The organism is Streptomyces sp. NPDC002889 (assembly GCF_042888425.1).
Lineage (GTDB): Bacteria > Actinomycetota > Actinomycetes > Streptomycetales > Streptomycetaceae > Streptomyces.
Window position 1 is genome coordinate 251001 of record NZ_JBIAPT010000002.1, and the last position, 23973, is coordinate 274973.

The window sequence follows — 23973 nt, forward strand, 5'->3', positions numbered from 1 at the left end:
GGGGGTACGGCAGGGGTCACGCGGTGGCGCATCGGTGTGCGTTCCGCCAGGTCGTGCACAGGGATTCCGGTGCTGCCGGAATCCGCGTACACGAACGTGAATACGGCGGGGGACCTCGGCTACGCCGGTCGGCCCACCAGCATCGTCGGTGCCCCCGCCACCCTCGTCAGGAACACCGTCGCCGCGTTCGGGCCGTGCGGCTTCACCTTGCGGCGCAGTTCCTCCGGCTCCACCGCCGAGCCGCGCTTCTTGACCGTCAGGACGCCGACCTCGCGTTCCCGCAGCAGGGCCTTCAACTTCTTCACGTTGAAGTGGAGTTGGTCCGTGATCTCGTACGCGGTCGCATAGGGCGTGGGGCGCAGCTCGTCCGCCGTGATGTACGCGATCGTCTCGTCGATCAGCCCGCCGTCCAGCGTCTCGGCGACCTCGGCGACCAGGTGGGCGCGGATGGCCGCGCCGTCCGGCTCGTAGAGATAGCGGCCGACCGCGCGGACCCGCGGGTCCGGCAGGCCGCGGCCGGTAAGGGAGTGCGGGCCCGGCAGCAGTGTCGCCCGCACCGTGCCCGGGGCCGTACCGAACCAGAGCACCGCCTCCTTCACATCGCCGCCGTCCGAGATCCACTCCGCTTCGGCCTCGTCCGGGACGATCTCGTGCGGGATGCCGGGGGCGATCTTGAGGGCCGCGTGCGGGCGGGTGTGAGCCGCGCCGATCGCCCAGGACAGGGACGGGGAGTAGGCCTCCGGGTCGAAGATCCTGCCGCGGCCCCCGCGCCGGGCGGGGTCCACGAAGACCGCGTCGTACGGCGCCGTGTCGATCTCCGTCACATCCGCGCAGCGGATCTCGATCAGGTCCGCGAGTCCCAGCGCCTCGGCGTTGGCGCGCGCGACCTCGGCCGTCAGCGGGTCCCGGTCCACGGCGAGGACCGAGATGCCGGCGCGGGCGAGTGCGAGTGCGTCGCCGCCGATGCCGCTGCACAGGTCCGCCACGCTGCGTACGCCGAGGGCGGCGAAGCGCTCGGCGCGGTGGTCGGCGACCGAGCGGCGGGTGGACTGCTCCACGCCGTTCGGGGTGAAGAACATCCGGCGGGCGTCCTGCGCGCCGAACTTCGCCACCGCCCGCTGTCGCAGCCGGGCCTGTCCGAGTGCCGCCGAGACCAGTTCCGCCGGGTGCTCGCGGCGCAGCCGGGTGGCTACGGCCAGCTCCTGGGAGGGGTCGTAGGAGTCCAGGCCGGCGAGCAGGGCCCGGCCCTCCTCGGTGCGGAGCGAGGCGAAGGCGGCCAGGGGGTCGAGGTCGTTCACCGACTCATTGTGGGCCAGGCGGGGGATGGTGCGCCCGCAGTGGCGGTGTCGGCCGGGTGAGCGGGACTTGCGCTGACAGGATGCGACGCCATGCAGCTAGTCCGAAAAAAGGTAAATGTACGGGCTTATACGATTCTGACGCTCTTCCTCGCCGCCGCTGTCGGTTCCGGCTGTGCGGCCGAGGGGACACCCAAGGCCGAGGGGGCCAGGGCCTCCCGGCCCGCCAAGTCCGCCAAGTCCGCCAAGTCCGCCAAGCCCGCCAAGCCCGCCGCCGGCCAGCAGGCCGAGCATGCCCTGCCGCAGGAACCCGGCGCGGCGGGTGCGCTTGCCGCGTACGTGGAGAAGGTCCGAAAGCAGGCCGTCCGCGCTGCCGCCGCAAAGAAGTGGGGGCTGAAGCCCCCGCTCGCCGCGCCCCCGCCGCCCGCCGTCAAGCCGAAGATCACCACCCGCAAGGGCTTCGAGGTCGAAGACGGGGAGGGTCTGCCGCCCGTCTTCACCACCGTTCCCACCGAGGAGAAGGTCGTCTTCCTGACGATCGACGACGGCGCGGAGAAGGACCCCGAACTGCTCAAGATGATGTCCGAGCTCCAGATCCCGTACAGCGCCTTCCTCAGCGACTACGTGATCAGAGACAACTACGGCTACTTCAAGAAGATGCAGGCCAACGGGGTTGCCCTGCACAACCACACCATCAACCACCGCTATCTGCCCGGTCTTTCGTTCGCGCAGCAGCAGCGGGAGATCTGCGTCCAGCAGGACAAGCTGGAGGAGCGCTACGGCAAGCGGCCCGCACTGTTCCGTCCGCCGTACGGCAACTACAACAAGGACACCCTGCGCGCCGCCAAGTCCTGCGGGGTCGAGGCCGTGCCGCTGTGGGCCGCCGAGGCCTTCCCCGACCACATGGAGTGGCGCGAGTGGGACCGGGATCTGCACCCGGGCGACATCATCCTCACGCACTTCCGGGGGCGTGCGGAGTGGAAGGGCACGATGCCCGACATGATCCGGCAGGTCATGAAGACGGTGACCGCGAAGGGGTACGCGGTGGCGAAGCTCGAGGACTACGTATGACGGGGGACCGGGCGTGAGCTGCGCGCACCGGCTGCTCGCCGGAGCGCTTGCGGCCGGTGCGCTCCTCGCCTCGGCCGGGTGCGCGCAGTCGGTCGACCCGATCGAACGGCTGGGTCGCAAGGCCGCGCAGAAGGCCGGTCCGGCGGCGCGGGCCCCGGGGGCGGGCCCTCCTCGCGCGGCGCGGACCCCCGGTGCGGGCCCGGAGCGTGTCGCCCCTCGTCGGTGTCCCTCCCGGGACGGGCACGTGCTCCGGTCGGTGCGACCCCCGGCGTCGGACCCGTCGGACCCGTCGGCCCCCGGCGCAGCCGACGCGGCCGCTCCCTGCGGGCGCGTACGGTAACGGCTCCTGGTGCGTCCGGCCCCATGCCGATGAGCCCACGAAGAACAGGGCGGTGTGCCGCTGCCGCGAGGAAGCGCATCCGGGAAGACATCGGCGCAGCCGGCGGCGACGACTTCGTGGGCGGGACCGGCCGCGGGGGCGGCGAGGCGCGCGTGGATCGCGACTCGGATCAGCGCCAGGTCGGGACCGGCGTCGGGACCCGTGTCGGAACGGGCGCTCGACAGCAGCGTTTTCGTGCGGAACCGATGGGCCCGCAGAGGCGTTGTCCGTGTCGGGATCCGATCGACGCGCACAGTCACATTGGCACTCCGCTTGACCGAGTGCTAATCGCAGTCATAGTCTCGCTTCTGGCACTCACCAAGTGAGAGTGCCAACACAGCGACAGGCAGGTCCGGCACCCGCGACGACGGATCGACCTGGTCGCCACCTCAGATCAGTTAACCCCGTGAGATCTCCGAAGGGGGAGGTCGGATCGTGACGACCGCCAGCTCCAAGGTTGCCATCAAGCCGCTCGAGGACCGCATTGTGGTCCAGCCGCTCGACGCCGAGCAGACCACGGCCTCTGGCCTGGTTATTCCGGACACCGCGAAGGAGAAGCCCCAGGAGGGCGTCGTCCTGGCCGTGGGCCCGGGCCGCTTCGAGAACGGCGAGCGTCTTCCGCTCGACGTGACCGTCGGCGATGTCGTGCTGTACAGCAAGTACGGCGGCACCGAAGTGAAGTACAGCGGCGAGGAGTACCTCGTCCTCTCGGCTCGCGACGTACTCGCGATCGTCGAGAAGTAATTCACCCAGATTGCTCTGAGCTGCGCCCCTGGTCACCCCGCTGATTGCCGGGCGGCGAGGGGCGCAGTTCATGTGAGAGGACTTGAAAGCTCCATGGCGAAGATCCTGAAATTCGACGAGGACGCCCGTCGCGCCCTCGAGCGCGGCGTCAACAAGCTTGCCGACACGGTCAAGGTGACGATCGGCCCCCGTGGCCGCAACGTCGTCATCGACAAGAAGTTCGGCGCCCCCACCATCACCAACGACGGTGTCACCATCGCCCGCGAGGTCGAGCTCGACGACCCGTACGAGAACCTCGGCGCCCAGCTGGTGAAGGAGGTGGCGACCAAGACCAACGACATCGCGGGTGACGGTACGACCACCGCCACCGTGCTGGCCCAGGCGCTGGTCCGCGAGGGTCTGCGCAACGTCGCCGCCGGTGCCTCCCCGGCCGCCCTGAAGAAGGGCATCGACGCTGCGGTCAAGGCCGTCTCCGACGAGCTGATCGCCACCGCGCGTCCGATCGACGAGAAGTCCGACATCGCCGCCGTCGCCGCGCTGTCCGCCCAGGACCAGCAGGTCGGCGAGCTCATCGCCGAGGCGATGGACAAGGTCGGCAAGGACGGTGTCATCACCGTCGAGGAGTCCAACACCTTCGGCCTGGAACTCGACTTCACCGAGGGCATGGCCTTCGACAAGGGCTACCTGTCCCCGTACATGGTGACCGACCAGGAGCGTATGGAGGCCGTCCTCGACGACCCGTACATCCTGATCCACCAGGGCAAGATCTCCTCCATCCAGGACATGCTGCCCCTGCTGGAGAAGGTCATCCAGGCGGGTGCCTCCAAGCCGCTGCTGATCATCGCCGAGGACGTCGAGGGCGAGGCCCTGTCGACCCTGGTCGTGAACAAGATCCGCGGCACCTTCAACGCGGTGGCCGTCAAGGCCCCCGGCTTCGGCGACCGCCGCAAGGCGATGCTCGGCGACATCGCCGCCCTCACCGGTGCCACCGTCATCGCCGAGGAGGTCGGCCTCAAGCTCGACCAGGCCGGCCTGGACGTGCTGGGCACCGCCCGCCGCGTGACGATCACCAAGGACGACACCACCATCGTCGACGGTGGCGGCAACTCCGAGGACGTCAAGGGCCGCATCAACCAGATCAAGGCCGAGATCGAGTCCACCGACTCCGACTGGGACCGCGAGAAGCTCCAGGAGCGCCTCGCGAAGCTGGCCGGCGGCGTGTGCGTGATCAAGGTCGGCGCCGCCACCGAGGTGGAGCTGAAGGAGAAGAAGCACCGTCTGGAGGACGCCATCTCCGCGACCCGCGCCGCGGTCGAGGAGGGCATCGTCTCCGGTGGTGGCTCCGCGCTCGTCCACGCCGTGAAGGTGCTCGAGGGCAACCTGGGCAAGGAGGGCGACGAGGCCACCGGTGTCGCCGTCGTCCGCCGTGCCGCCGTCGAGCCGCTGCGCTGGATCGCCGAGAACGCCGGCCTCGAGGGCTACGTCATCACCTCCAAGGTGGCGGAGCTGGAGCAGGGCCATGGCTTCAACGCCGCGACCGGCGAGTACGGCGACCTGGTGAAGGCCGGTGTCATCGACCCCGTCAAGGTCACCCGCTCCGCGCTGGAGAACGCCGCGTCGATCGCCTCGCTGCTGCTCACGACCGAGACCCTGGTCGTCGAGAAGCCGGCCGAGGAAGAGGCCGACCACGGTCACGGCGGCCACGGGCACAGCCACTGACGTCGTGGCGCCGTGAGGCTGTGACGCCGTAGCGCATATGCGTAAGGCCCCTGTTCCCGCCGTGTGCGGGAGCGGGGGCCTTCGCCGTGGTGTGCGGGCTGTGGGACCGCCGCGTCCGTGCGGCTGACTGCGTGTCGGCCGCGTGTCGGCTGCGCGGGGCCGTGTACGACTAGCCGAGCGCGCCGAGTTGGCGCAGCAGGCCCAGCATGTCGTAGTGCCACCAGCCTTCCTTGATCATCCCGTCCTCGAAACGGAAGATCGTGGTGCCGGTCATCGTGCACTGCCGGCGCGTGGGAGCGATGCCCTGGAACTCGCCCTTGTGCCGCCCGGTCCACCTCCACGACGTCGCGACGTCATCGCCCTCGGTCACCTGGCGCTCGAGGTCGAAGGTGAAGTCGAAGGCGTCGCGCCATCCGGTGACATCGGCGCGCATCATGTCGAGCCCGACGTCGGGTTCGCCTTCTTCCCTGAGGGGGTCGTGGTCCTTGTAGTCGGGGGCGAACACCTCGCTCAGGGCGTCCAGATTGCCGCCGGCGGCGATCTCGTGGAAGAAGCGGCGGACGGCCGCGGTGTTCAGCTGCTCGTCGCGGACCACGTCGAGGTCGGTGAAGGACGGCATGCCGTCACAGAGGGCCACCATCTCCTGGAAAATCTGCTCGGTCTCGGGAAGGTGGGAGTTCTTCATCGCGTCGTCGTACGACTCGAATTCGACGATTTCCATGTAGTGAGAGGCGTCGGCGCGGTCCTTGCCGGTGAGCGCGTGCGTGGCGGTCCGCTTGCCCTGGGTCTGCTCGGCCCACCTGTCCATGAGCTCATTCACACCGTCGAATTTGCTGGTCTTGTAGTCGATCACCTGTACGAATTTCATGGCGCCTCCCAGCGCTCGAATGGGATACGTCCATTTTAGTGAGATTTGCCGCTCCTGCCGGGTCAGGCCGAGTGGCCCAGGGCGTCCCGCCGCACCGGCTCGGCGAACGGCAGACCGGCCGTGAACCGCTCCACCTCGTCCAGCGCGTGGTCCGCCAGCCGGTGCAGCTCGCCGCCCGGTGAACCCGCGACGTGCGGGGTGAACAGCACATTCGGCAGGCTGTACAACGGGGAACCGGGAGGCGGCAGTTCGGGGTTCGTGACATCCAGTACGGCATCCAGCCGGCCGGCGACGAGTTCCCTGAGCAGGGCGTCCTCGTCGAACCGCGCGCGGTGTTGATCAAGGCTGCCCTGTCCCGCATCAGCGCCGGCTGCCGGGCGCCGATCATGTGGCGGGTCGCCCGCACCTCCGGCGCACGACATCCGCGCGGGCGCACAGTTCGTCCAGCTTTGTGCATACGACTACGAGCGCGGCGGCCCCGGCAGCGTCCACATACGGGTCGTACAGCAGAACCTGCAGGTCGAACGGACGGAGCAGCTCGATCACCCACCGGCCGATCCGGGATGCCCCCACGATCCCCACCGTCCGGAGGCAGTTGCCGGCGCTCTCGAACTCCGGATGCCAGTCGTGGCGCGCGCGGCCGCGCATACCGCCGGGCCGAGTGCAGCACCCGCTTTCCGGCGAACAGGACCGCCGCGAGCGTGTACTCGGCGACCGGCAGGGAGTTGACGGTGGCCGCCGACGCGACGGCGATACCCCGTTCCCAACAGGCCTCGGTGATGTGGTGCTTGACGCTTCCCGCCGCGTGGACGACCGCGCGCAGACGGGGGGCGGCGGCCAGTACCTCAGCGGTGAGCGACGGCGCGCCGCAGCAGGTCAGCAGCACCTCGGCGTCGGCGAGCGAGGCCGCGACGGCCGGGGCCGGGGGCGGCCAGGTCATGGGCGACCAGGTGGGGGTCGGTGCGGGTGAGCGCGGCGAGGCCGTCGCGATGGCGCTCGGCGAGCAGCCGCTCGGCGGTGCCCGGGCCCATCGACAGCAGCAGTGCGGGGCGGTCGTCGGTGACGTGATGCATGGCGGAACTCGGGCTCCTCGTCTGCCTGGTGACGAACGCGGATCGACGGCCGTGATCGAGGACGGCCGTGATCGAGCGCGGCTGGGGCCCGCGGGCGCCCGGGCCTGCCGTCCGGCTGCCCTGTCCGGGTGTACGCCGCGGACCTTCCCGGCGACCCGGCAGGGCGGAGGCGACGCCCGACTACGGGTGTCCCTACTGCGGACCGTACTTGCGGCCCGCCCGGGAACCGACCCCGCCGAGCAGCCTTCGCGGCACCAGCTTCGCCACACCCATCAGCGCCTTGTACCGCGGGTCCGGGATCGAGACCGTCTTGCCCCGCTCCAGGTCGGACAGCGCCGCCGCCACCAGCTTGTCGGCGTCGAGCCACATCCACCGCGGGACGTTGTCCGTCCCCATCCCGGCCCGCTCATGGAACTCGGTCCGTACGAAGCCCGGGCACAGCGCCATCAGCCGCACCCCCGACCCCGCCAGATCCCGCGCCGCGCCCTGGGTGAACTGCACCACCCACGACTTGGACGCGCCGTACGTGCCGCGCGGCACGAACGCGGCGACCGAGGCCACATTGACCACACCGCCCCGGCCGCGCTCCCGCATCGCCTCCGCCGCCGCCGCCGTCAGCCGCAGGACGGCCTCGCAGTGCACCTTGAGCATCATCAGCTCATCGGCCATCGAGACTTCGAGGAACCGGCCTTTGTTCCCGAACCCCGCGTTGTTGACCAGCAGATCGATCGGGTTCTTCCGGTCGGCCAGCCGCTCCTCCACCGCCGCGATCCCGTCGTCCTCCGACAGGTCCGCGGTCAGCACCTCCGCCTCGATACCGTGCCGGTCGTGCAGCTCGGTGGCCTGCTCCTGCAGCCGCTTGGTGTCGCGGGCCACCAGCACCAGGTTGTGTCCTCCGCCCAGGCCTCCGGCCTGGGAGGCGCTCCCGGCGGCGAGCCGCCGCGCGAACGCGGCGCCGATGCCCGCGGTCGCTCCCGTAATCAGTGCAGTCGTCATAGGCGGCACGTTAGTGCCCCGGGTGTGTGTGCGGTGTACGCACGCTGCCCGCCTTCTGGCCCTTCTCCACGACCACGAACTGGCCCATCATCCCGATGTCCTCGTGGTACAGCAGATGACAGTGGTACATGTACGGAGTGTCCGGATCGGCCGGTCCGGTGAAGCGCATCGCCAGCTTCACGGTCCTGCCCGCCGGCACGAACACCGTGTCCTTGGCGCCGCGCAGCTCCGGCGGCGGCTGCTTGCCGTCCACCTCCAGCACCCGGAACTGCACATCGTGCACATGGAAGTTGTGCGGGACGCCGTCGTCGTTGCGTACGGTCCAGGTCTCGGCGGTGCCGCGGGTGACGGTCTCGTCCACCCGGCCCATCTCCATCCGCCGGCCGTTGATCCCGGACGTCATCAGTCCGAAGAACCGTGTCCGCTCGGAGTCCGAGCCCTTCGGCAACTCGAGCCGGCCCAGCTCGGCCGGGAGGCCGGGGGAGGGGCGCAGCGTGTTCCTCGCCCGCAGCTCCAGTACGTCGAACGTGTCGTCCCCGCCGCCGAACCGGCTCTGCCAGAAGTCCCCGTAGTTCTTCTGCGGGTAGCTGCGCAGCACGGTGCGCTCACCCGGCTTCATCCGCACCACGACCTCGGCCCGCTCGCCCGGCGACAGCTGGATCCGGTCCATGGCGACCGCCTTCTCCAGGAGCCCGCCGTCCGTCCCGATCAGCGAGAACTGCCTGCTGTCGGCGAATCCGAAGTGGTAGACGCGGGCGGTCGACGCGTTGAGCAGTCGCAGCCGTACGAGCTCGTCGCCCACCTCCTTGTACGGCTCGAGGGTGCCGTTGACCATCGTCCGGTCGCCCAGGAAGCCGGTGTCGCTCATCATCTTGTGGCCGTGGTCGAACTTCGCCCCGTCGAACCGGACGTCCTGCACGATGACCGGCAGATCGTCGACCCCGTACCGCTTCGGCAGCGCGAGCCGGGCCGACGTGTCGTCGTCGAGCAGGAACATCCCGGCCAGTCCGCGCTGCACATGCGTCTCCGTCCGGCCGTGCGGATGCGGGTGGTACCAGAGGCTGGCAGCGGGCTGGTCCACGGTCCAGTGCGGGGTCCAGGTCGCGCCCGGCGCGACCATCTGGTGGGGGCCGCCGTCCATCTTCGCGGGCAGGTGCATGCCGTGCCAGTGCACGGTGGACTCCTCGCCCAGCGTGTTCCTGACCCTCACCCGGACCTTCTCGCCGCGCTCGGCACGCAGGGTCGGTCCGAGGAAGTCCCCGTTGAATCCCCAGGTGGGCGTCTGCCGACCGGACCTGAACTCCTTGCTCCCGGCTCGCATCGTCAGGTCGAAGACCCGGGTCCCGTCGCTCTTCACCGTCGACTTCGCGAGCGGCGGTACTGCCAGCTCCTGGCTGAACCGGGTGCCGGCCGTGGACACCTTGGCGTCCGAGTACAGCCAGAGGAAACCGCCGCCGAGCGCCAGGCCGACGACCACGGTGACGGTGGTGAGAAGGGTGAGGACGCGCTTGAGGCGAGACATACAGCCAGCGTCCCGACCGGCACTCGCGGCCACATCGGGGACGGCCCTCAGCCGCCCCCGATTCAACTCCCGGGGCCTCTCGGGGATTTCCCCTACGCGAGTCCGTCGGCCGTCCGGGCGACGGCCCGTCCGGCCGCAGGGACGGGCGCGCCGCCGTGCTTGGCGACGTACTCGCGGGCGTCCTTCAACTGCTTCGGATGCAGCGCCTCGCCGGCCGCCAGCACCTGCGGCAGCAGCGTCCGCTCGGCCGTCCCGGCCCGGAACGACAGCACGACGGTGACATCGTGGTCGGGCCGGTGCACGATCTCGACCGGGTCGCCCGCGCGGATCCCACCGGGCTCGATCACCCGCAGATAGGCGCCGGGCGCGCAGTCCTGCGTGAAGCGCTTGACCCAGCCCTTCTCACCGAGCCAGCTCGCGAACGTGCGGCAGGGGATACGGCCGCTCGTCACCTCGAGCACCAGGGTGGAGCCGATCCGCCAGCGCTCGCCGATCCGCGCACCGCTCACATCCAGTCCGCTCGTGGTGAGGTTCTCGCCGAACGAGCCGTTGGTGAGGGGCCGGCCGAGCTCCTTCTCCCAGCGGTCCAGGTCCTCACGGGCGAACGCGTACACAGCCTGGTCGGTGCCGCCGTGATGGCGCAGATCGCAGACGGCGTCGCCCGCGAGGCCGCTCGCCCCCCGGCCCTTGGGGCCCGGATCCGCCACCCGGACGACCCCCTCGGCGGGCCGCTTGTCGATCCCGGTCACGCCGCCTGCGGCATCGGTGTAGTCAACGGCCTTCGGCCGCCCCACGTTCACGGTCAGAAGCTTCATACGGTCACGCTAATGCCCGCACCTCAAAGGAACCAGCCGGATATGCCTGCCGTCTCCAAGGGTCCCTTATATTCGAAGCGTGATCGAAGCCCGTCATCTCCGAGTCCTGCGCGCCGTGGCAGCCGGCGGTTCGTTCTCCGCTGCGGCGCGTGAGCTGGGTTGCACCCAGCCCGCGGTCAGCCAGCAGATGAAGGCGCTGGAGTCCTCGGCGGGCACGCCTCTGCTGATCCGTACGGGCCGTGAGATGCGCCTGACCCAGGCCGGCGAGGCGCTCGTACGGCATGCCTCGGGCATCCTCGCCGGGCTCACCGCCGCCGAGGAGGAGATCGCGGCCATCGCCGGATTGAGGGCGGGCCGGGTCCGGCTGGTCTCGTTCTCCAGCGGCAGCTCGACACTGGTGCCCACCGCGCTGGCCGCCCTGCGCGCGGCTCACCCCGGAACCCGGGTCTCACTCGTGGACGCCGAGCCGCCGCGTTCGGTGGAGATGCTGCGGGACGGCGACTGCGACGTGGCGCTCGCGTTCCGGTACGGCGGCGCGGGCGGCGCGGACTCGGAGTGGGACGACCTGGTCGTACGTCCCCTGCTCACCGACCGACTCGTCGGACTGGTCCCCGAGGGTCACCGCCTCGCCGAGACGGGCACCGTCGCCATCGGCGACCTCGCGGACGAGCCCTGGATCGCGGGCTGCCCGCGCTGCCGCCGCCAGCTCGTCGACGTCTGTCAGGCCGCGGGCTTCACTCCCCGCATCGACTTCGCCACCGACGACTACCCGGCGGTGATCGGCCTGGTCGGAGCGGGCCTGGGCGTCGCGGTGCTGCCCGCGCTCGCGATGGAGTCGGTACGCCCCAAGGGGGCGCGCACGGTCATCGTGGAACCGGCCGTCGCCCGCGACATCGTGGCCCTGACCCTCCCGGACCTGGCCCAGGTTCCGGCGGTCGCGGCGACGCTCGACCAGCTGACACGCGCGGCGTCCCGCTGACGGGCGTCTCGGCCGAGCCGCGGTCGCACGCGCTACGACCACCGACACGTGGGCCTGCTCCGACCTGCTGGGTGCTCGTCAGGCGTCGGCTGCCGCCGGACCTGCCCGCGGGGGAAGGGGCCCGGGGTGCACGCCCGAAGCGCAAGGCCGCACGCGTGCGGCGCGGCAGCCGGGGTGGGCGACCAAGGCGCCGCATCGACTCCCAGGACGCGCCGGGAGTCGATGCAGAAACGTTTCTTCGGTCGGTTGTTGGGCCACGGTGTCAGCCCGGCGCGGCACCTCCCCCGCTGGTGGCCGGGATCAATCGATGGCGTGCGCGGCCCATCAGCTCCTCGCGCTCGTCCTCCGTCAGCCCGCCCCAGACCCCGTACGGCTCGCGCACCGCCAGCGCATGCGCCGCGCACTCCGCCCGGACCGGGCACCGCATGCAGACCTCTTTCGCCGAGTTCTCGCGCGCGCTGCGCGCGGCGCCCCGCTCACCCTCCGGGTGGAAGAAGAGCGAGCTGTCGACCCCGCGGCATGCCGCAAGGAGCTGCCAGTCCCACAGATCGGCGTTGGGTCCGGGAAGGCGAGAGAAATCTGCCATAGCGCATGTCCCCTTGAAACCGTGCTGAGTGGATACAGGACAAGTCGAGCGGACGGGATCCCGGCCCCATGCGTGCCGGGTCGGGCACCCGCACCGTGCCAACGACCGTACATCTACTGTGTAAGTAGATGTAAATATGACTCATTGCGAATCTAGTCATAGACACTGCAAAAAGGGAAGGAAAGCCGCTGAATGGGGCATAGCCTCTGCGTGACGGGTGGATGATCTGCGGCACCTGCCCCCGCGCATGCCCCTTCGCGTGAGGTGCCGAAGGCGTCCGTCCGACCCGTAACTCTTTCGAGTGACCATCGTTGAGAGTGCGGATGGCGGTTGAAAGAACAAGCTCTAGGGCACATGTCCGAGAGCGTTCAACCGCACAGGTGACGAAACGTACCCAGCCTGGAGGCACAAGGTGACGCGCATCAGCTGCGGAGGGCGGCCATGACATCCGTCCTCGTCTGCGACGACTCCCCGCTTGCCCGAGAGGCGCTCCGCCGCGCGGTCGCAACCGTGCCCGGTGTCGAGCGCGTGACGACCGCGGCCAACGGCGAGGAAGTACTCCGCCGCTGGGGCGCCGATCGTTCGGATTTGATTCTTATGGACGTGCGCATGCCCGGACTGGGCGGCGTAGAGACCGTCCGCCGACTGCTCTCGGCCGACCCCGGCGCCCGGATCATCATGCTCACGGTCGCCGAGGACCTCGACGGGGTCGCGCTCGCGGTGGCCGCCGGCGCCCGCGGCTACCTGCACAAGGACGCATCGCGCGCCGAGCTGCGTGCGACGGTCACCCAGGCGCTGGCCGACCCCACCTGGCGGCTCGCCCCGCGGCGGCTGCGCTCGGCCGAGATGGGCGCCGCGCCCACGCTCACCGCGCGCGAGATCCAGGTGCTCGAAGGCATGAGCCACGGCCGGTCGAACGCGGAGATCGGACGCGAGCTCTTCCTGTCCGAGGACACGGTCAAGACGCATGCCAGGCGCCTGTTCAAGAAGCTCGGAGCCTCGGACCGGGCCCATGCCGTGGCGCTCGGATTCCGCTGGGGCCTGGTCCGATAGGACCGAACGAGTGGGCTGCCCCGGGGGTACGGCAAACCCCGCCCGCTCACCCGCGGGCGGGGTGACGGATGCCGGAGGGCATCCGTTTCCCGCGCGATGCCGCATCCTTGAGATGTGGAGTTCCTCGGGGACGAGTCGGTCGAGCGGGAGGGGAGGGCGTTCGAGATGACTTCCGGTGCGCCTACTCATAACGCTTCGGTGCACAAGTACGGACGCAGTGCCACGGACCAGCAGCCGCCAAGGCACCATGGACCGATGCGTGACGACGAGGCGGCGACCGCCCAGGGGGCCATCGGTGCACTCGTTCACCGTGCCGTCGACGGCGACGAGCAGGCCACACACGACCTGCTCGCGCATGTCCACCCCCTCGCACTGCGCTACTGCCGCGCCCGGCTCAACCGGCTGCCCGGCGACGCGCGTCACTTCGTGGAGGACCTCGCACAGGAGGTCTGTGTCGCGGTGCTGATGGCTCTGCCGCGCTACAAGGACACCGGACGGCCGTTCGAGGCGTTCGTCTTCGCCATCGCCTCCCACAAGGTCGCCGATCTGCAGCGTGCGGCCATGCGGCATCCGGGATCGACGGCCGTGCCGTCCGACGAGATGCCGGAGCGCCCCGACGACTCGCTCGGTCCCGAGGAGCGGGCGCTGCTCAGCGACGACGCGGAGTGGGCCAAGAAGCTCCTCGCCAATCTGCCGGAGAACCAGCGGGAGCTGCTGGTGCTGCGGGTCGCGGTCGGGCTGACAGCCGAGGAGACCGGTCAGATGCTGGGGATGTCCCCGGGCGCGGTCCGGGTGGCGCAGCACCGTGCGCTCAGCAGGCTGCGGGCACTTGCCGAGCAGTGATAGCGGGTGAACCAAGCGGTGTATCGAGCGGGGTGAGCCGAGCAGCCGACCGGGCGGTGAACCGGATGCCCCTCGCGTACGTAGAAAAGCACAAAGCTGCTTGCCGATCTTGATCGTGGAATGAGACGGCTGCTGAGCCCGTTAGCATGGACATCCGCACCGATCAAGGCTATTGGGGAAGGTGTCATGACCAACGTCGACGGAGTGCCCGAGAAATTCGCGACACTCGGGCTGACCTACGACGATGTGCTGCTGCTGCCGGGCGCCTCGGACATGGCGCCCGACCAGATCGACACCTCCTCGTACATCTCGAAGAACGTACGGGTGAACATCCCGCTGCTGTCGGCCGCCATGGACAAGGTGACCGAGGCGCGCATGGCCATCTCCATGGCCCGCCAGGGCGGCGCCGGTGTGCTGCACCGCAATCTCTCCATCGCCGACCAGGCCAACCAGGTCGACCTGGTCAAGCGCTCCGAGTCCGGCATGGTCACCGACCCGATCACGGTGAACCCGGACGCGACGCTCGGCGACGCCGACCGGCTGTGCGCCAAGTTCCGTATCAGCGGTGTGCCGGTCACCGACCGCGCCGGCAAGCTGCTGGGCATCGTCACCAACCGTGACATGGCCTTCGAGTCCGACCGCAGCCGGCAGGTTCGCGAGGTCATGACCCCGATGCCGCTGGTCACCGGCAAGGTCGGGATCTCCGGTGTGGACGCCATGGAGCTGCTGCGGCGCCACAAGATCGAGAAGCTTCCGCTGGTCGACGACGCGGGCATTCTCAAGGGCCTCATCACGGTCAAGGACTTCGTCAAGGCCGAGCAGTACCCGAACGCGGCCAAGGACAAGGAAGGCCGCCTGCTCGTCGGCGCGGCCGTCGGTGTCGCGGGCGACGCGTACGAGCGTGCCCAGGCGCTGATCGAGGCGGGCGTCGACTTCATCGTCGTCGACACCGCGCACGGCCACTCCCGGCTGGTCGGCGACATGGTCGCCAAGATCAAGTCGAACGCGGCCGTCGACGTCATCGGCGGCAACGTCGCCACCCGCGACGGCGCCCAGGCGCTCATCGACTCCGGCGTCGACGGCATCAAGGTCGGCGTGGGCCCCGGCTCCATCTGCACCACCCGCGTGGTCGCCGGCATCGGCGTCCCGCAGGTCACCGCGATCTACGAGGCATCCCTCGCCGCCAAGGCGGCCGGTGTCCCGGTGATCGGCGACGGCGGTCTGCAGTACTCCGGCGACATCGCCAAGGCGCTGGTGGCGGGTGCGGACACGGTCATGCTCGGCTCGCTGCTCGCCGGCTGCGAGGAGTCCCCGGGTGAGCTGATGTTCATCAACGGCAAGCAGTTCAAGTCCTACCGCGGCATGGGCTCGCTCGGCGCGATGCAGTCCCGTGGCGAGCAGCGCTCCTTCTCCAAGGACCGCTACTTCCAGGAGGGCGTCGCCTCCGACGAGAAGCTCGTGCCCGAGGGCATCGAGGGCCAGGTGCCCTACCGCGGCCCGCTCTCCGCGGTGGTCCACCAGCTGACCGGCGGTCTGCGCCAGTCGATGTTCTACGTCGGCGGGCGTACGGTGCCCGAGCTCCAGGAGCGGGGCCGGTTCGTCCGGATCACGTCGGCGGGCCTCAAGGAGAGCCACCCGCACGACATCCAGATGACGGTCGAGGCACCGAACTACAGCAGGAAGTAGTCGCGGACGTTTTGCGCGGGGCGGTTCCGGGGATCCACCGGGACCGCCCCTGGCATGTGTGTCGGGGATACTGGTAGGCGCAGACGTAAAGGGAAAGGCCACACATCGTGACTGAGATCGAGATCGGGCGCGGCAAGCGCGGCCGCCGGGCGTACGCGTTCGATGACATCGCCGTCGTACCGAGCCGGCGCACGCGGGACCCGAAGGAGGTCTCGATCGCCTGGCAGATCGACGCCTACAGGTTCGAGCTGCCCTTCCTGGCCGCCCCGATGGACTCGGTGGTCTCCCCGCAGACCGCGATCCGCATCGGTGAGCTCGGCGGTCTGGGCGTGCTGAACCTCGAGGGCCTGTGGACCCGCTACGAGGACCCGCAGCCGCTGCTCGACGAGATCGCGGAACTGCCCACCGAGAGCGAGACCGCGACCCGCCGCCTGCAGGAGATCTACGCAGCCCCGATCAAGGAAGAGCTGATCGGGCAGCGCATCAAGGAGGTGCGCGACTCGGGCGTCGTCACCGCCGCCGCGCTCTCGCCGCAGCGCACCGCGCAGTTCTCGAAGGCCGTCGTCGACGCGGGTGTGGACATCTTCGTCATCCGCGGCACGACCGTCTCCGCCGAGCATGTCTCCGGCGCCGCCGAGCCGCTGAACCTCAAGCAGTTCATCTACGAGCTCGACGTCCCGGTCATCGTCGGCGGCTGCGCCACCTACACCGCGGCCCTGCACCTGATGCGCACCGGCGCGGCCGGCGTCCTGGTCGGCTTCGGTGGGGGCGCCGCGCACACCACCCGTAACGTGCTGGGCATCCAGGTGCCGATGGCCACCGCCGTAGCCGATGTGGCCGCGGCCCGCCGCGACTACATGGACGAGTCCGGCGGCCGGTACGTGCACGTCATCGCGGACGGTGGCGTGGGCTGGTCCGGCGACCTGCCCAAGGCGATCGCCTGCGGCGCGGACTCGGTGATGATCGGCTCCCCGCTGGCCCGCGCGTCGGACGCGCCGGGCAAGGGGCACCACTGGGGCATGGAGGCCGTCCACGAGGACGTGCCGCGCGGCAAGCTGGTGGACCTGGGCATCGTCGGTACGACCGAGGAGGTGCTGGCCGGTCCCTCGCACAGCCCGGACGGGTCGATGAACTTCTTCGGCGCGCTGCGCCGGGCGATGGCGACGACGGGCTACAGCGAGCTCAAGGAGTTCCAGCGGGTCGAGGTGACCGTGGCGGACTCGCAGCACCGCCGCTGACCGCCCGATACGTACGCGTGGGGCCCGACACCTTCTGGTGCCGGGCCCCACGTGCGTGTGGCGTCGATCAGGCGTCGGCCTTCTTGGCGCCGGCGAACGCGGTGATGGCGGCAATACCGAGGAAGACGTACGTCATGCCCTCCGCGTCCCTCTTCCACAGCGTCATCAGGTCGCCGAAGTGGCCGAAGAAGACCTCCGTGAAGGAGGCGCCGCCGAACTTCGTGACCATGACGGCGGTGACGATCAGTTGGCCCAGGTACACCGCGCCGATGGAGAGCACCGCGCTGATGACCGGCAGCGCGGGGTTGCGGCCGCCCACCTTGGCGGCGGCGAAGCCGACGAGGAAGCCGACACCGACGGCCGCGTAGCCGATCTCGCGCTCGATGGCACCGCCGATGGCCCCGTACGCACCGGCGGCGACGAGCGCGGCGACGACAGCGGCGACGATGCCCAGGCCGACCCTGTCGCGTACCGGCGCCGGCGGCGGGGCCGGGGCGAACTGGTCGCCGCCGGCGAACGGGTTGCCGGACGGCGGCGGAACAGGCTGACTCATGTGGAAATTCCCCCAGGGTGAAGCGCGTCGCACGAGCGTGCGATCGGCGGTCCCGGAGACTAGCAGTCCGCTCGGACGGTGCGGCACCGGGTTATCCGGTTGTGTCCTTGCCGCACCGGCGGTTGTGCCCCTGCCCTGCCCCGGCGGCGCCGGGCCCGGCGGCTGCCGTGAGGCGGAGCAGCGGTCGCCGGGCCGGCCCTGCTCACAGCCGGTGTGCCGCTCCGCCCGGAGTGGCACCCGTGGTGTCGAGCAGGAGTTGGGCCTTGACCGCGAGGCCCTGGAGGTCGTACGTGCGGTGGTGCTGGAGCAGCACCGTCAAGTCCGCGCCCGCCGCGGCCTCGTAGAGGGAGTCCGCCCGGGGGACCGGGAGTCGGCCCACGCGCCAGTCCGGGACGTAGGGGTCGTGGTAGCTGACCACCGCGCCCAGATCCATCAGGCGACGGGCGATCTCGTGGGCGGGGGAGCCTGCCAGGTCGGCCAGGTCCGGCTTGTAGGTGACGCCGAGGAGCACGACGCGGGCGCCGCGGGCGGATTTGCCGTGCTCGTTGAGGAGGGTGGCGCAGCGCTGGATCACGTACTGCGGCATCCGGGTGTTGATTTCCTGGGCGAGGCCGACCATGCGCAGCGGGTGACCGGGGGTGCGGCCCGGGTGCGGGAGACAGCCGGGGTCCAGGGGGACGCCGTGGCCGCCGACACCGGGGCCCGGCCGGAAGGCCTGGAAGCCGAACGGCTTGGTCTCGGCGCAGCGGATGACGTCCCACAGGTCCACGCCGAGGTCGTGGCAGAGCACGGCCATCTCGTTGACGAGGGCAATGTTGACGTGCCGGAAGTTCGTCTCGAGGACCTTCACGGTCTCCGCCTCGCGCGGGCCGCGGGCGCGGACCACCTTGTCGGTGAGGCGGCCGTAGAAGGCGGCGGCGGATTCGGTGCAGGCCGGGGTGAGCCCACCGATCACCTTGGGGGTGTTGGCATACCCGTGGGAGCGGCGGCCGGGGTCGACCCGGCTGGGGGAGTACGCCAGATGGAAGTCGCGCCCGGCCCGCAGGCCCGAGCCGTCCTCCAGCAGCGGGCGGAGGAAGTCCTCCGTCGTGCCGGGTGGGACGGCCGATTCGAGCAGCACGGTGGTGTGCGGGCGCAGCCGGGCCGCGAGGGTGCGGGCGGCGTCGGCGACCGCGGTGAGGTCGAGGGCCCCGTCGGCGGCGAGCGGGGTGGGCGCGCTGATGACGGCTGTGCGTACGCGCCCCAGTACGGCGGGATCGGTGACGGTCCGGAAGCCGGCGGACAGCATCCGGCGGATGTCGGCGGGGCTGACTCCGCCTGCCGGTTCGGCGAGCCGGTGCGGGGCGGTGTCGTAGCCGATGGTCTCGATGCCGGCGAAGACGGCGGCCTGGGCGAGAGGCAGGCCGAGGTGACCGAGTCCGATGACGGCGAGATCTGCGGGCATGGCGGTGGCTGTCCTTCCATTAACCGGAGGGGGCAGTGAACGCAAGCCCTGTGGGCAGAACGAGCAAGCGCAATGTCAGACTAGGCGTAAATATGACCGATATGTCGGATTGTGTGCGTGTGGTCGGCGGAGTGTTATCCACAGGCAGTGGCTGAAGTCGCCGAGTGCGGACAGAATCGATGTTGTGAGCCCGACCGCAGGGACATCACGGGGGCGACGGGAGGCAACAGTGAGGACAGCGACACTGGGACCCGCGCAGCGAGCCGAGGCGCTCGCCGCAATGGCCGAGCGTGAACTGGACGTACTGGTCATCGGCGCAGGCGTCGTCGGCGCGGGGACCGCGCTGGACGCCACGACACGAGGACTGTCGACCGGGCTCGTCGAGGCCCGTGACTGGGCATCGGGAACCTCGAGCAGGTCGAGCAAGCTGATCCACGGCGGGCTGCGGTATCTGGAGATGCTGGATTTCGCTCTGGTGCGGGAGGCGCTGAAGGAGCGTGGGCTGTTGCTGGAGCGGCTGGCTCCGCATCTGGTGAAGCCCGTTCCCTTCCTCTATCCGTTGCAGCACAAGGGCTGGGAGAGGCTGTACGCCGGATCGGGAGTCGCACTGTACGACGCGATGTCGGTGTCGTCGGGCCACGGCCGCGGGCTTCCCGTCCACCGCCATCTCTCGCGGCGCCGCGCGCTGCAGGTCGCGCCCGCGCTGAAGAAGGATGCGCTGGTAGGGGCGTTGCAGTACTACGACGCGCAGATGGACGACGCGCGGTATGTGGCCACCCTGGTGCGCACCGCCGCGAGCTACGGGGCCCAAGTCGCCAGCCGGGCACGCGTGGTCGGCTTCCTGAGGGAGGGCGAGCGGGTCGTCGGGGCGCGGGTGAAGGACGTCGAGACCGGCCGGGAGTACGAGATCCGGGCCCAGCAGATCGTCAATGCCACGGGAGTGTGGACGGACGACACGCAGGCGCTGATCGGGGAACGCGGACAGTTCCATGTGCGGGCCTCCAAGGGCATCCACCTGGTGGTGCCCAAGGACCGGATCCACTCCACGACCGGGCTGATCCTGCGGACCGAGAAGTCCGTGCTGTTCGTCATCCCCTGGGGGCGGCACTGGATCGTGGGCACCACGGACACGGACTGGGATCTCGACAAGGCGCACCCGGCCGCCTCGAGCGCCGACATCGACTACCTGCTGGAGCACGTCAATTCCGTGCTGGCGGTGCCGCTGACCCGGGACGACGTCGAAGGCGTGTACGCCGGGCTGCGCCCGCTGCTCGCCGGCGAATCGGACGCGACCAGCAAACTGTCGCGCGAGCACACGGTGGCGCACCCGGTGCCGGGGCTCGTGGTCGTCGCGGGCGGCAAGTACACGACATACCGGGTGATGGCCAAGGACGCGGTGGACGCCGCGGTCCATGCGCTCGACCATCGGGTGGCCGAATGTGTCACCGAGGACATTCCGCTGCTCGGGGCCGAGGGCTACCGGGCCCTGTGGAACACACGGGCGCGGATCGCGGCCCGGACGGGGCTTCACGTGGTGCGCGTGGAGCATCTGCTGAACAGGTTCGGCGCCCTGGCGGAGGAACTGCTCGCGCTGATCGCCGAGGACCCGACCCTCGGTGAACCGCTGGCCGGCGCGGACGACTATCTGCGGGCCGAGGTCGCGTACGCGGCGTCGCACGAAGGGGCCCGACACCTGGACGACGTGCTCACCCGGCGCACCCGGATCTCCATCGAGACGTTCGACCGGGGGACCCGATGCGCGCGTGAATGCGCGGAGCTGATGGCGCCGGTGCTGGGGTGGGACAAGGAACAGGTGGAGAAGGAAGTGCAGCACTACCAGAAGCGGGTGGAGGCGGAACGGGAGTCGCAGCGCCAGCCGGACGACCAGACGGCGGACGCGGCGAGGCTGGGGGCGCCGGACATCGTGCCGATCTGACCCGGGGGCTCCAGGGTCCGGTGTCGGTCTCCGTCGGTCCTGATACGACGAAAACCGGCCAGGGGTGGGGTAGTTGGCCGGACAGCCCGCTGGTCGCGGCCATGTCCGCGACCAGCGCGGCGGCGGGCTGCGCCCGGTCGTCGCCCGGTCGTTTCCCGGTGTGTCCGCGCGGACGGTGGACCCGGGAGAAATGCCGGTCCCGGAGTGAGCGACAATGGGGGCTCTGCCAGGGCGGGTTACCGCATCGCGCGGGAAGCGGCGGGCGCGGGCGAAGATCAGGGATCGCAGAGGGGACGCATGTCGGAGGCTGAGCAGTCGCGGGAGCGCGAGTCCCTGGAGTCCGAGGTGCCCCGGAAGGACGCGGGGCCGGCGTCCACCGAGGCGCACGGGGACGAGCCCCAGGAACGCGTCACGGATTCACCTGCGGGACCGGGTGCCGACACCGAGTCCGCCGAGGACTCGAAGACGGAGCCGGCGGGGGCGGCCACGACCGAGGACGTGACGGCTTCTCAGCGCGACGCTGCGGATGGCGCGGAGGCCGTGGCCGGGACCGGGACCGGGACCAAGTCCCGGCCCGGGGCCACGCCCCAGGCCCCGGCCAAGCCCGGGTCCGAAGCCCGGACCCAGGCCGGCGAGTCCGGGTCCGAGGCCCAGGGCGAGATCGAGTCCGGGACCAAGTCCAAGTCCAAGTCCAAGGCCAAGGCCGGCCCTCGGGCCAGGTCCGGGCCGGGGTCCAAGTCCGGGGCCGAAGCCGGGACCCGGGGCGGCGAGGTCACGTCCGGGTCCGAGTCCAGGTCCGCGAGCGGGACCGATGCCCCGGCCACGTCCGAGCACGGGTCCAGGCCCCAGGCCAAGGCGGAGCCCGGGGGCACGTCCGAGGCCGGGACCCAGGCCCAGGCCCGGGCCAGGTCCGGGCCGGGGTCCAAGTCCGGGTCCGAAGCCGGGACCCGGGCCGGCGAGTCCGGGTCCGAGTCCGGGTCCGCGAGCGGGACCGATGCCCCGGCCACGTCCGAGCACGGGTCCAGGCCCCAGGGCAAGACCCGGGCCGGGACCACGTCCGACGCCAAGCCCCGGTCCGAGGTCCGGACCCCGGCCGACGAGGCCAAGTCGGTTGCGACGGGCGGCGCGGCGGATGGCGGGCAAGGCAAGGACGGCTCCGGGGTCGCACGCGCGAGGCGGGGCGGTGAGCGCGTGCAGGACGCGGGCAGCGGCGTCGCCGCGAGCCGGCCCGCGAAGGCGGCCGCTCCGAAGAGCCCGGCCAAGGCCGAGGACGCGGATCGCGGCACGGCGTCGAAGGGCGCAGGTGCTGGGAACACCGGCGGGCGGTTGCTCGCCGGCCGGTACCGGCTCGGCGGCGTGCTCGGGCGCGGCGGCATGGGGACCGTCTGGCGTGCCGTGGACGAGACGCTGGGGCGGACCGTCGCCGTCAAGGAGCTGCGGTTCCCCAGCAGCATCGACGAGGACGAGAAGCGCCGCCTGATCACGCGTACCCTCCGCGAGGCCAAGGCGATCGCCCGGATCCGTAACAACAGCGCCGTGACCGTCTACGACGTCGTCGACGAGGACGACCGGCCGTGGATCGTCATGGAGCTCGTCGAGGGCAAGTCCCTCGCCGAGGCCGTGCGCGAGGACGGCACGCTGACGCCGAGGCGCGCCGCCGAGGTGGGTCTCGCGATCCTCGACGTACTGCGCTCCGCGCACCGCGAGGGCATCCTGCACCGCGATGTGAAGCCGTCCAACGTCCTGATCGCCGAGGACGGGCGCGTCGTGCTCACCGACTTCGGTATCGCGCAGGTCGAGGGCGACCCGTCTATCACCTCCACCGGCATGCTCGTCGGCGCCCCCTCGTACATCTCGCCCGAGCGTGCCCGCGGCCACAAGCCCGGCCCCGCCGCCGACCTGTGGTCGCTCGGCGGACTGCTCTACGCGAGCGTCGAGGGCTGCCCGCCCTACGACAAGGGATCGGCGATCGCCACACTGACCGCCGTGATGACCGAGCCCCTCGACCCGCCCAAGAACGCGGGCCCGCTGGAGGAGGTCATCTACGGCCTGCTCGCAAAGGACCCCGAGCAGCGGCTCGACGACGCGGGCGCGCGGGCGCTGCTGACCAACGTGCTGCACGCTCCCGAGACCCCGGAGCTGCCGACCGAGCCGGAGCCCGATGCCACCAGGGTCACGCCGCTACCGCCCCTGCCGCCCGCTTCGTCGGCCGCGCAGCGGGCCAAGCCCAAGGATCCGGCGGCGGACCGGGTGCGGGGCGCGCTGCGCTCCGTGCGCAACGCCGCCGCGGCCGCCAGGGTGGAGGCGGCGCCGAAGGCGACCCCGGACCGGTCCGCGCAGCGGCCCGTTCCGGCGCGGGCGCCCCTCACCGACGTGGTGCCGCGCCGCACCCTGGTGATCATCGCGGTCGTCGCCGTGCTCGTCGTGCTCACGACCGTGCTCGTCTTCGCCCTTGGGGGCGACGACAAGGAGAACAAGGGCAAGTCCAAGGGCGACACGTCCGCTTCGGCGGGCGCCGACGCGGGCGGCGGGGACGGCAAGGACACCGAGTCCGGAAGCACCCAGGGCCAGGACGAGGACCAGGGCAAAGGCGACGAAAAGGACAGCGGCAAGGGCGACCGGGGGGGCAGTGGCTCCGGCAACTCCACCGGCCGGCCGTCCGGTGACGGCAAGACCGACGACACCAAGGACGCGGACGTACTGCCGGCCGGTTATGTGACGGTCTCCAACGACCAGTTCCACTTCACGATGGCCATGCCCGAGAACTTCAAGCTCACCGGCATCGCGGGCCAGAACTCCGGCGGCATCTTCAGCGCGAGCGGCGGATACCCGCGGGTCCAGGTCGACTTCAACGCCAGCCCCAAGGACGACGCCGAAGCCGCATGGGCGGGAGCCGTCGCCGGGGTCCGCGCCACCAGCAGCGGATACAAGCACCTCGGAATCAGGAAGGTCGACTACAAGGGCTATCCGACGGTCGCCGACTGGGAGTTCGAGCGCAACGCGAACGGCCAGCGGGTACGTGTCCTCAACAGGGGCTTCAGGGTCGACGCCGGGCGCGGCTACTCGATCATGATCAGCTGCAAGGCGGGCGAGTGGGACGGCACGGAGTGCGAGACGCTGCGCAAGACGGCGTTCGCCACATTCAGCCCCAAGGACTGACCACGGGCACGTAT

The 23973-nt window shown here is 70.6% G+C and carries 18 protein-coding genes and 1 pseudogene; 10 read left to right on the plus strand and 9 right to left on the minus strand.

The features are described from left to right. Nucleotides 1-119: 119 nt before the first annotated feature. Nucleotides 120-1394 (minus strand): methyltransferase domain-containing protein, encoded by a 1275-nt coding sequence (locus ACFYWI_RS04055; protein ID WP_389225223.1) that lies wholly within the window; start codon nt 1392-1394, stop codon nt 120-122. Here ACFYWI_RS04055 and ACFYWI_RS04060 point away from each other — a divergent pair. The 3 genes from ACFYWI_RS04060 to groL all read left to right on the plus strand — a co-directional run bounded on the left by ACFYWI_RS04060 (nt 1389) and on the right by groL (nt 5208). Beyond that, nucleotides 1389-2366: a polysaccharide deacetylase family protein gene (locus ACFYWI_RS04060; RefSeq protein ID WP_389224861.1), complete on the plus strand. Its 978-nt coding sequence runs from the start codon at nt 1389-1391 to the stop codon at nt 2364-2366. The genes ACFYWI_RS04055 and ACFYWI_RS04060 overlap by 6 nt on opposite strands. 814 nt (nt 2367-3180) lie before the next feature. Continuing rightward, on the plus strand, nt 3181-3489 hold the full coding sequence (groES, locus tag ACFYWI_RS04065; RefSeq protein ID WP_389224863.1) for a co-chaperone GroES: 309 nt from the start codon (nt 3181-3183) through the stop codon (nt 3487-3489). A gap of 93 nt (nt 3490-3582) precedes the next feature. Further along, nucleotides 3583-5208, plus strand: coding sequence for a chaperonin GroEL (groL, locus tag ACFYWI_RS04070; RefSeq protein WP_389224865.1), 1626 nt, complete (start codon nt 3583-3585; stop codon nt 5206-5208). A gap of 169 nt (nt 5209-5377) precedes the next feature. Here groL and ACFYWI_RS04075 read toward each other — a convergent pair whose 3' ends face one another. The 5 genes and pseudogenes from ACFYWI_RS04075 to ACFYWI_RS04095 all read right to left on the minus strand — a co-directional run bounded on the left by ACFYWI_RS04075 (nt 5378) and on the right by ACFYWI_RS04095 (nt 10482). Next, on the minus strand, nt 5378-6076 hold the full coding sequence (locus ACFYWI_RS04075) for an ester cyclase (RefSeq protein WP_389224867.1): 699 nt from the start codon (nt 6074-6076) through the stop codon (nt 5378-5380). 62 nt (nt 6077-6138) lie between these two features. After that, a pseudogene (locus tag ACFYWI_RS04080) lies at nt 6139-7149 on the minus strand (hydroxyacid dehydrogenase). A 192-nt stretch (nt 7150-7341) separates the two neighbouring features. Continuing rightward, entirely contained in the window at nt 7342-8145 is an 804-nt protein-coding gene (locus ACFYWI_RS04085; RefSeq protein ID WP_389224870.1) for an SDR family NAD(P)-dependent oxidoreductase, read from the minus strand. Nucleotides 8146-8155: 10 nt separating this feature from the next. After that, on the minus strand, nt 8156-9667 hold the full coding sequence (locus tag ACFYWI_RS04090) for a multicopper oxidase family protein (protein WP_389224872.1): 1512 nt from the start codon (nt 9665-9667) through the stop codon (nt 8156-8158). A gap of 92 nt (nt 9668-9759) precedes the next feature. Continuing rightward, nucleotides 9760-10482 carry an MOSC domain-containing protein gene (locus tag ACFYWI_RS04095; protein WP_389224874.1) on the minus strand — a complete coding sequence of 241 codons (723 nt, stop codon included), beginning with the start codon at nt 10480-10482 and terminating at the stop codon, nt 9760-9762. Between the two features lie 79 nt (nt 10483-10561). Between ACFYWI_RS04095 and ACFYWI_RS04100 the strand changes: the two genes are divergently transcribed. After that, complete coding sequence (locus ACFYWI_RS04100; RefSeq protein ID WP_389224876.1) at nt 10562-11461, plus strand: LysR family transcriptional regulator; 900 nt, start codon at nt 10562-10564, stop codon at nt 11459-11461. Between the two features lie 262 nt (nt 11462-11723). Here the strand turns inward: ACFYWI_RS04100 and ACFYWI_RS04105 are convergent, their stop codons facing one another. Beyond that, a complete protein-coding gene (locus ACFYWI_RS04105) occupies nt 11724-12047 on the minus strand; it encodes a WhiB family transcriptional regulator (RefSeq protein WP_389224878.1) in 324 nt (107 codons plus the stop codon). Between the two features lie 441 nt (nt 12048-12488). Here ACFYWI_RS04105 and ACFYWI_RS04110 point away from each other — a divergent pair, with 441 nt between their 5' ends. The 4 genes from ACFYWI_RS04110 to ACFYWI_RS04125 all read left to right on the plus strand — a co-directional run bounded on the left by ACFYWI_RS04110 (nt 12489) and on the right by ACFYWI_RS04125 (nt 16867). Continuing rightward, nucleotides 12489-13100, plus strand: coding sequence for a response regulator transcription factor (locus ACFYWI_RS04110; protein WP_003948568.1), 612 nt, complete (start codon nt 12489-12491; stop codon nt 13098-13100). 255 nt (nt 13101-13355) lie between these two features. After that, nucleotides 13356-13943 (plus strand): sigma-70 family RNA polymerase sigma factor, encoded by a 588-nt coding sequence (locus ACFYWI_RS04115; RefSeq protein WP_389224880.1) that lies wholly within the window; start codon nt 13356-13358, stop codon nt 13941-13943. A gap of 186 nt (nt 13944-14129) precedes the next feature. Continuing rightward, nucleotides 14130-15629, plus strand: coding sequence for an IMP dehydrogenase (guaB, locus tag ACFYWI_RS04120; protein ID WP_389224882.1), 1500 nt, complete (start codon nt 14130-14132; stop codon nt 15627-15629). A 107-nt stretch (nt 15630-15736) separates the two neighbouring features. Next, nucleotides 15737-16867 carry a GuaB3 family IMP dehydrogenase-related protein gene (locus ACFYWI_RS04125; RefSeq protein ID WP_389224885.1) on the plus strand — a complete coding sequence of 377 codons (1131 nt, stop codon included), beginning with the start codon at nt 15737-15739 and terminating at the stop codon, nt 16865-16867. A 67-nt stretch (nt 16868-16934) separates the two neighbouring features. Here the strand turns inward: ACFYWI_RS04125 and ACFYWI_RS04130 are convergent, their stop codons facing one another. Both ACFYWI_RS04130 and ACFYWI_RS04135 read right to left on the minus strand, forming a co-directional pair. Continuing rightward, nucleotides 16935-17420: a hypothetical protein gene (locus ACFYWI_RS04130; RefSeq protein WP_389224887.1), complete on the minus strand. Its 486-nt coding sequence runs from the start codon at nt 17418-17420 to the stop codon at nt 16935-16937. 202 nt (nt 17421-17622) lie between these two features. Next, nucleotides 17623-18864, minus strand: a complete 1242-nt coding sequence (locus ACFYWI_RS04135) for a nucleotide sugar dehydrogenase (RefSeq protein WP_389224889.1) — start codon at nt 18862-18864, stop codon at nt 17623-17625. Nucleotides 18865-19093: 229 nt separating this feature from the next. Here ACFYWI_RS04135 and ACFYWI_RS04140 point away from each other — a divergent pair, with 229 nt between their 5' ends. Then, entirely contained in the window at nt 19094-20800 is a 1707-nt protein-coding gene (locus ACFYWI_RS04140; protein ID WP_389224891.1) for an FAD-dependent oxidoreductase, read from the plus strand. A gap of 297 nt (nt 20801-21097) precedes the next feature. Further along, the gene (locus ACFYWI_RS04145; RefSeq protein ID WP_389224893.1) at nt 21098-23959 is read left to right on the plus strand and encodes a protein kinase; all 2862 of its coding nucleotides are present in this window, start codon (nt 21098-21100) and stop codon (nt 23957-23959) included. The last annotated feature ends 14 nt before the right edge of the window (nt 23960-23973 follow it).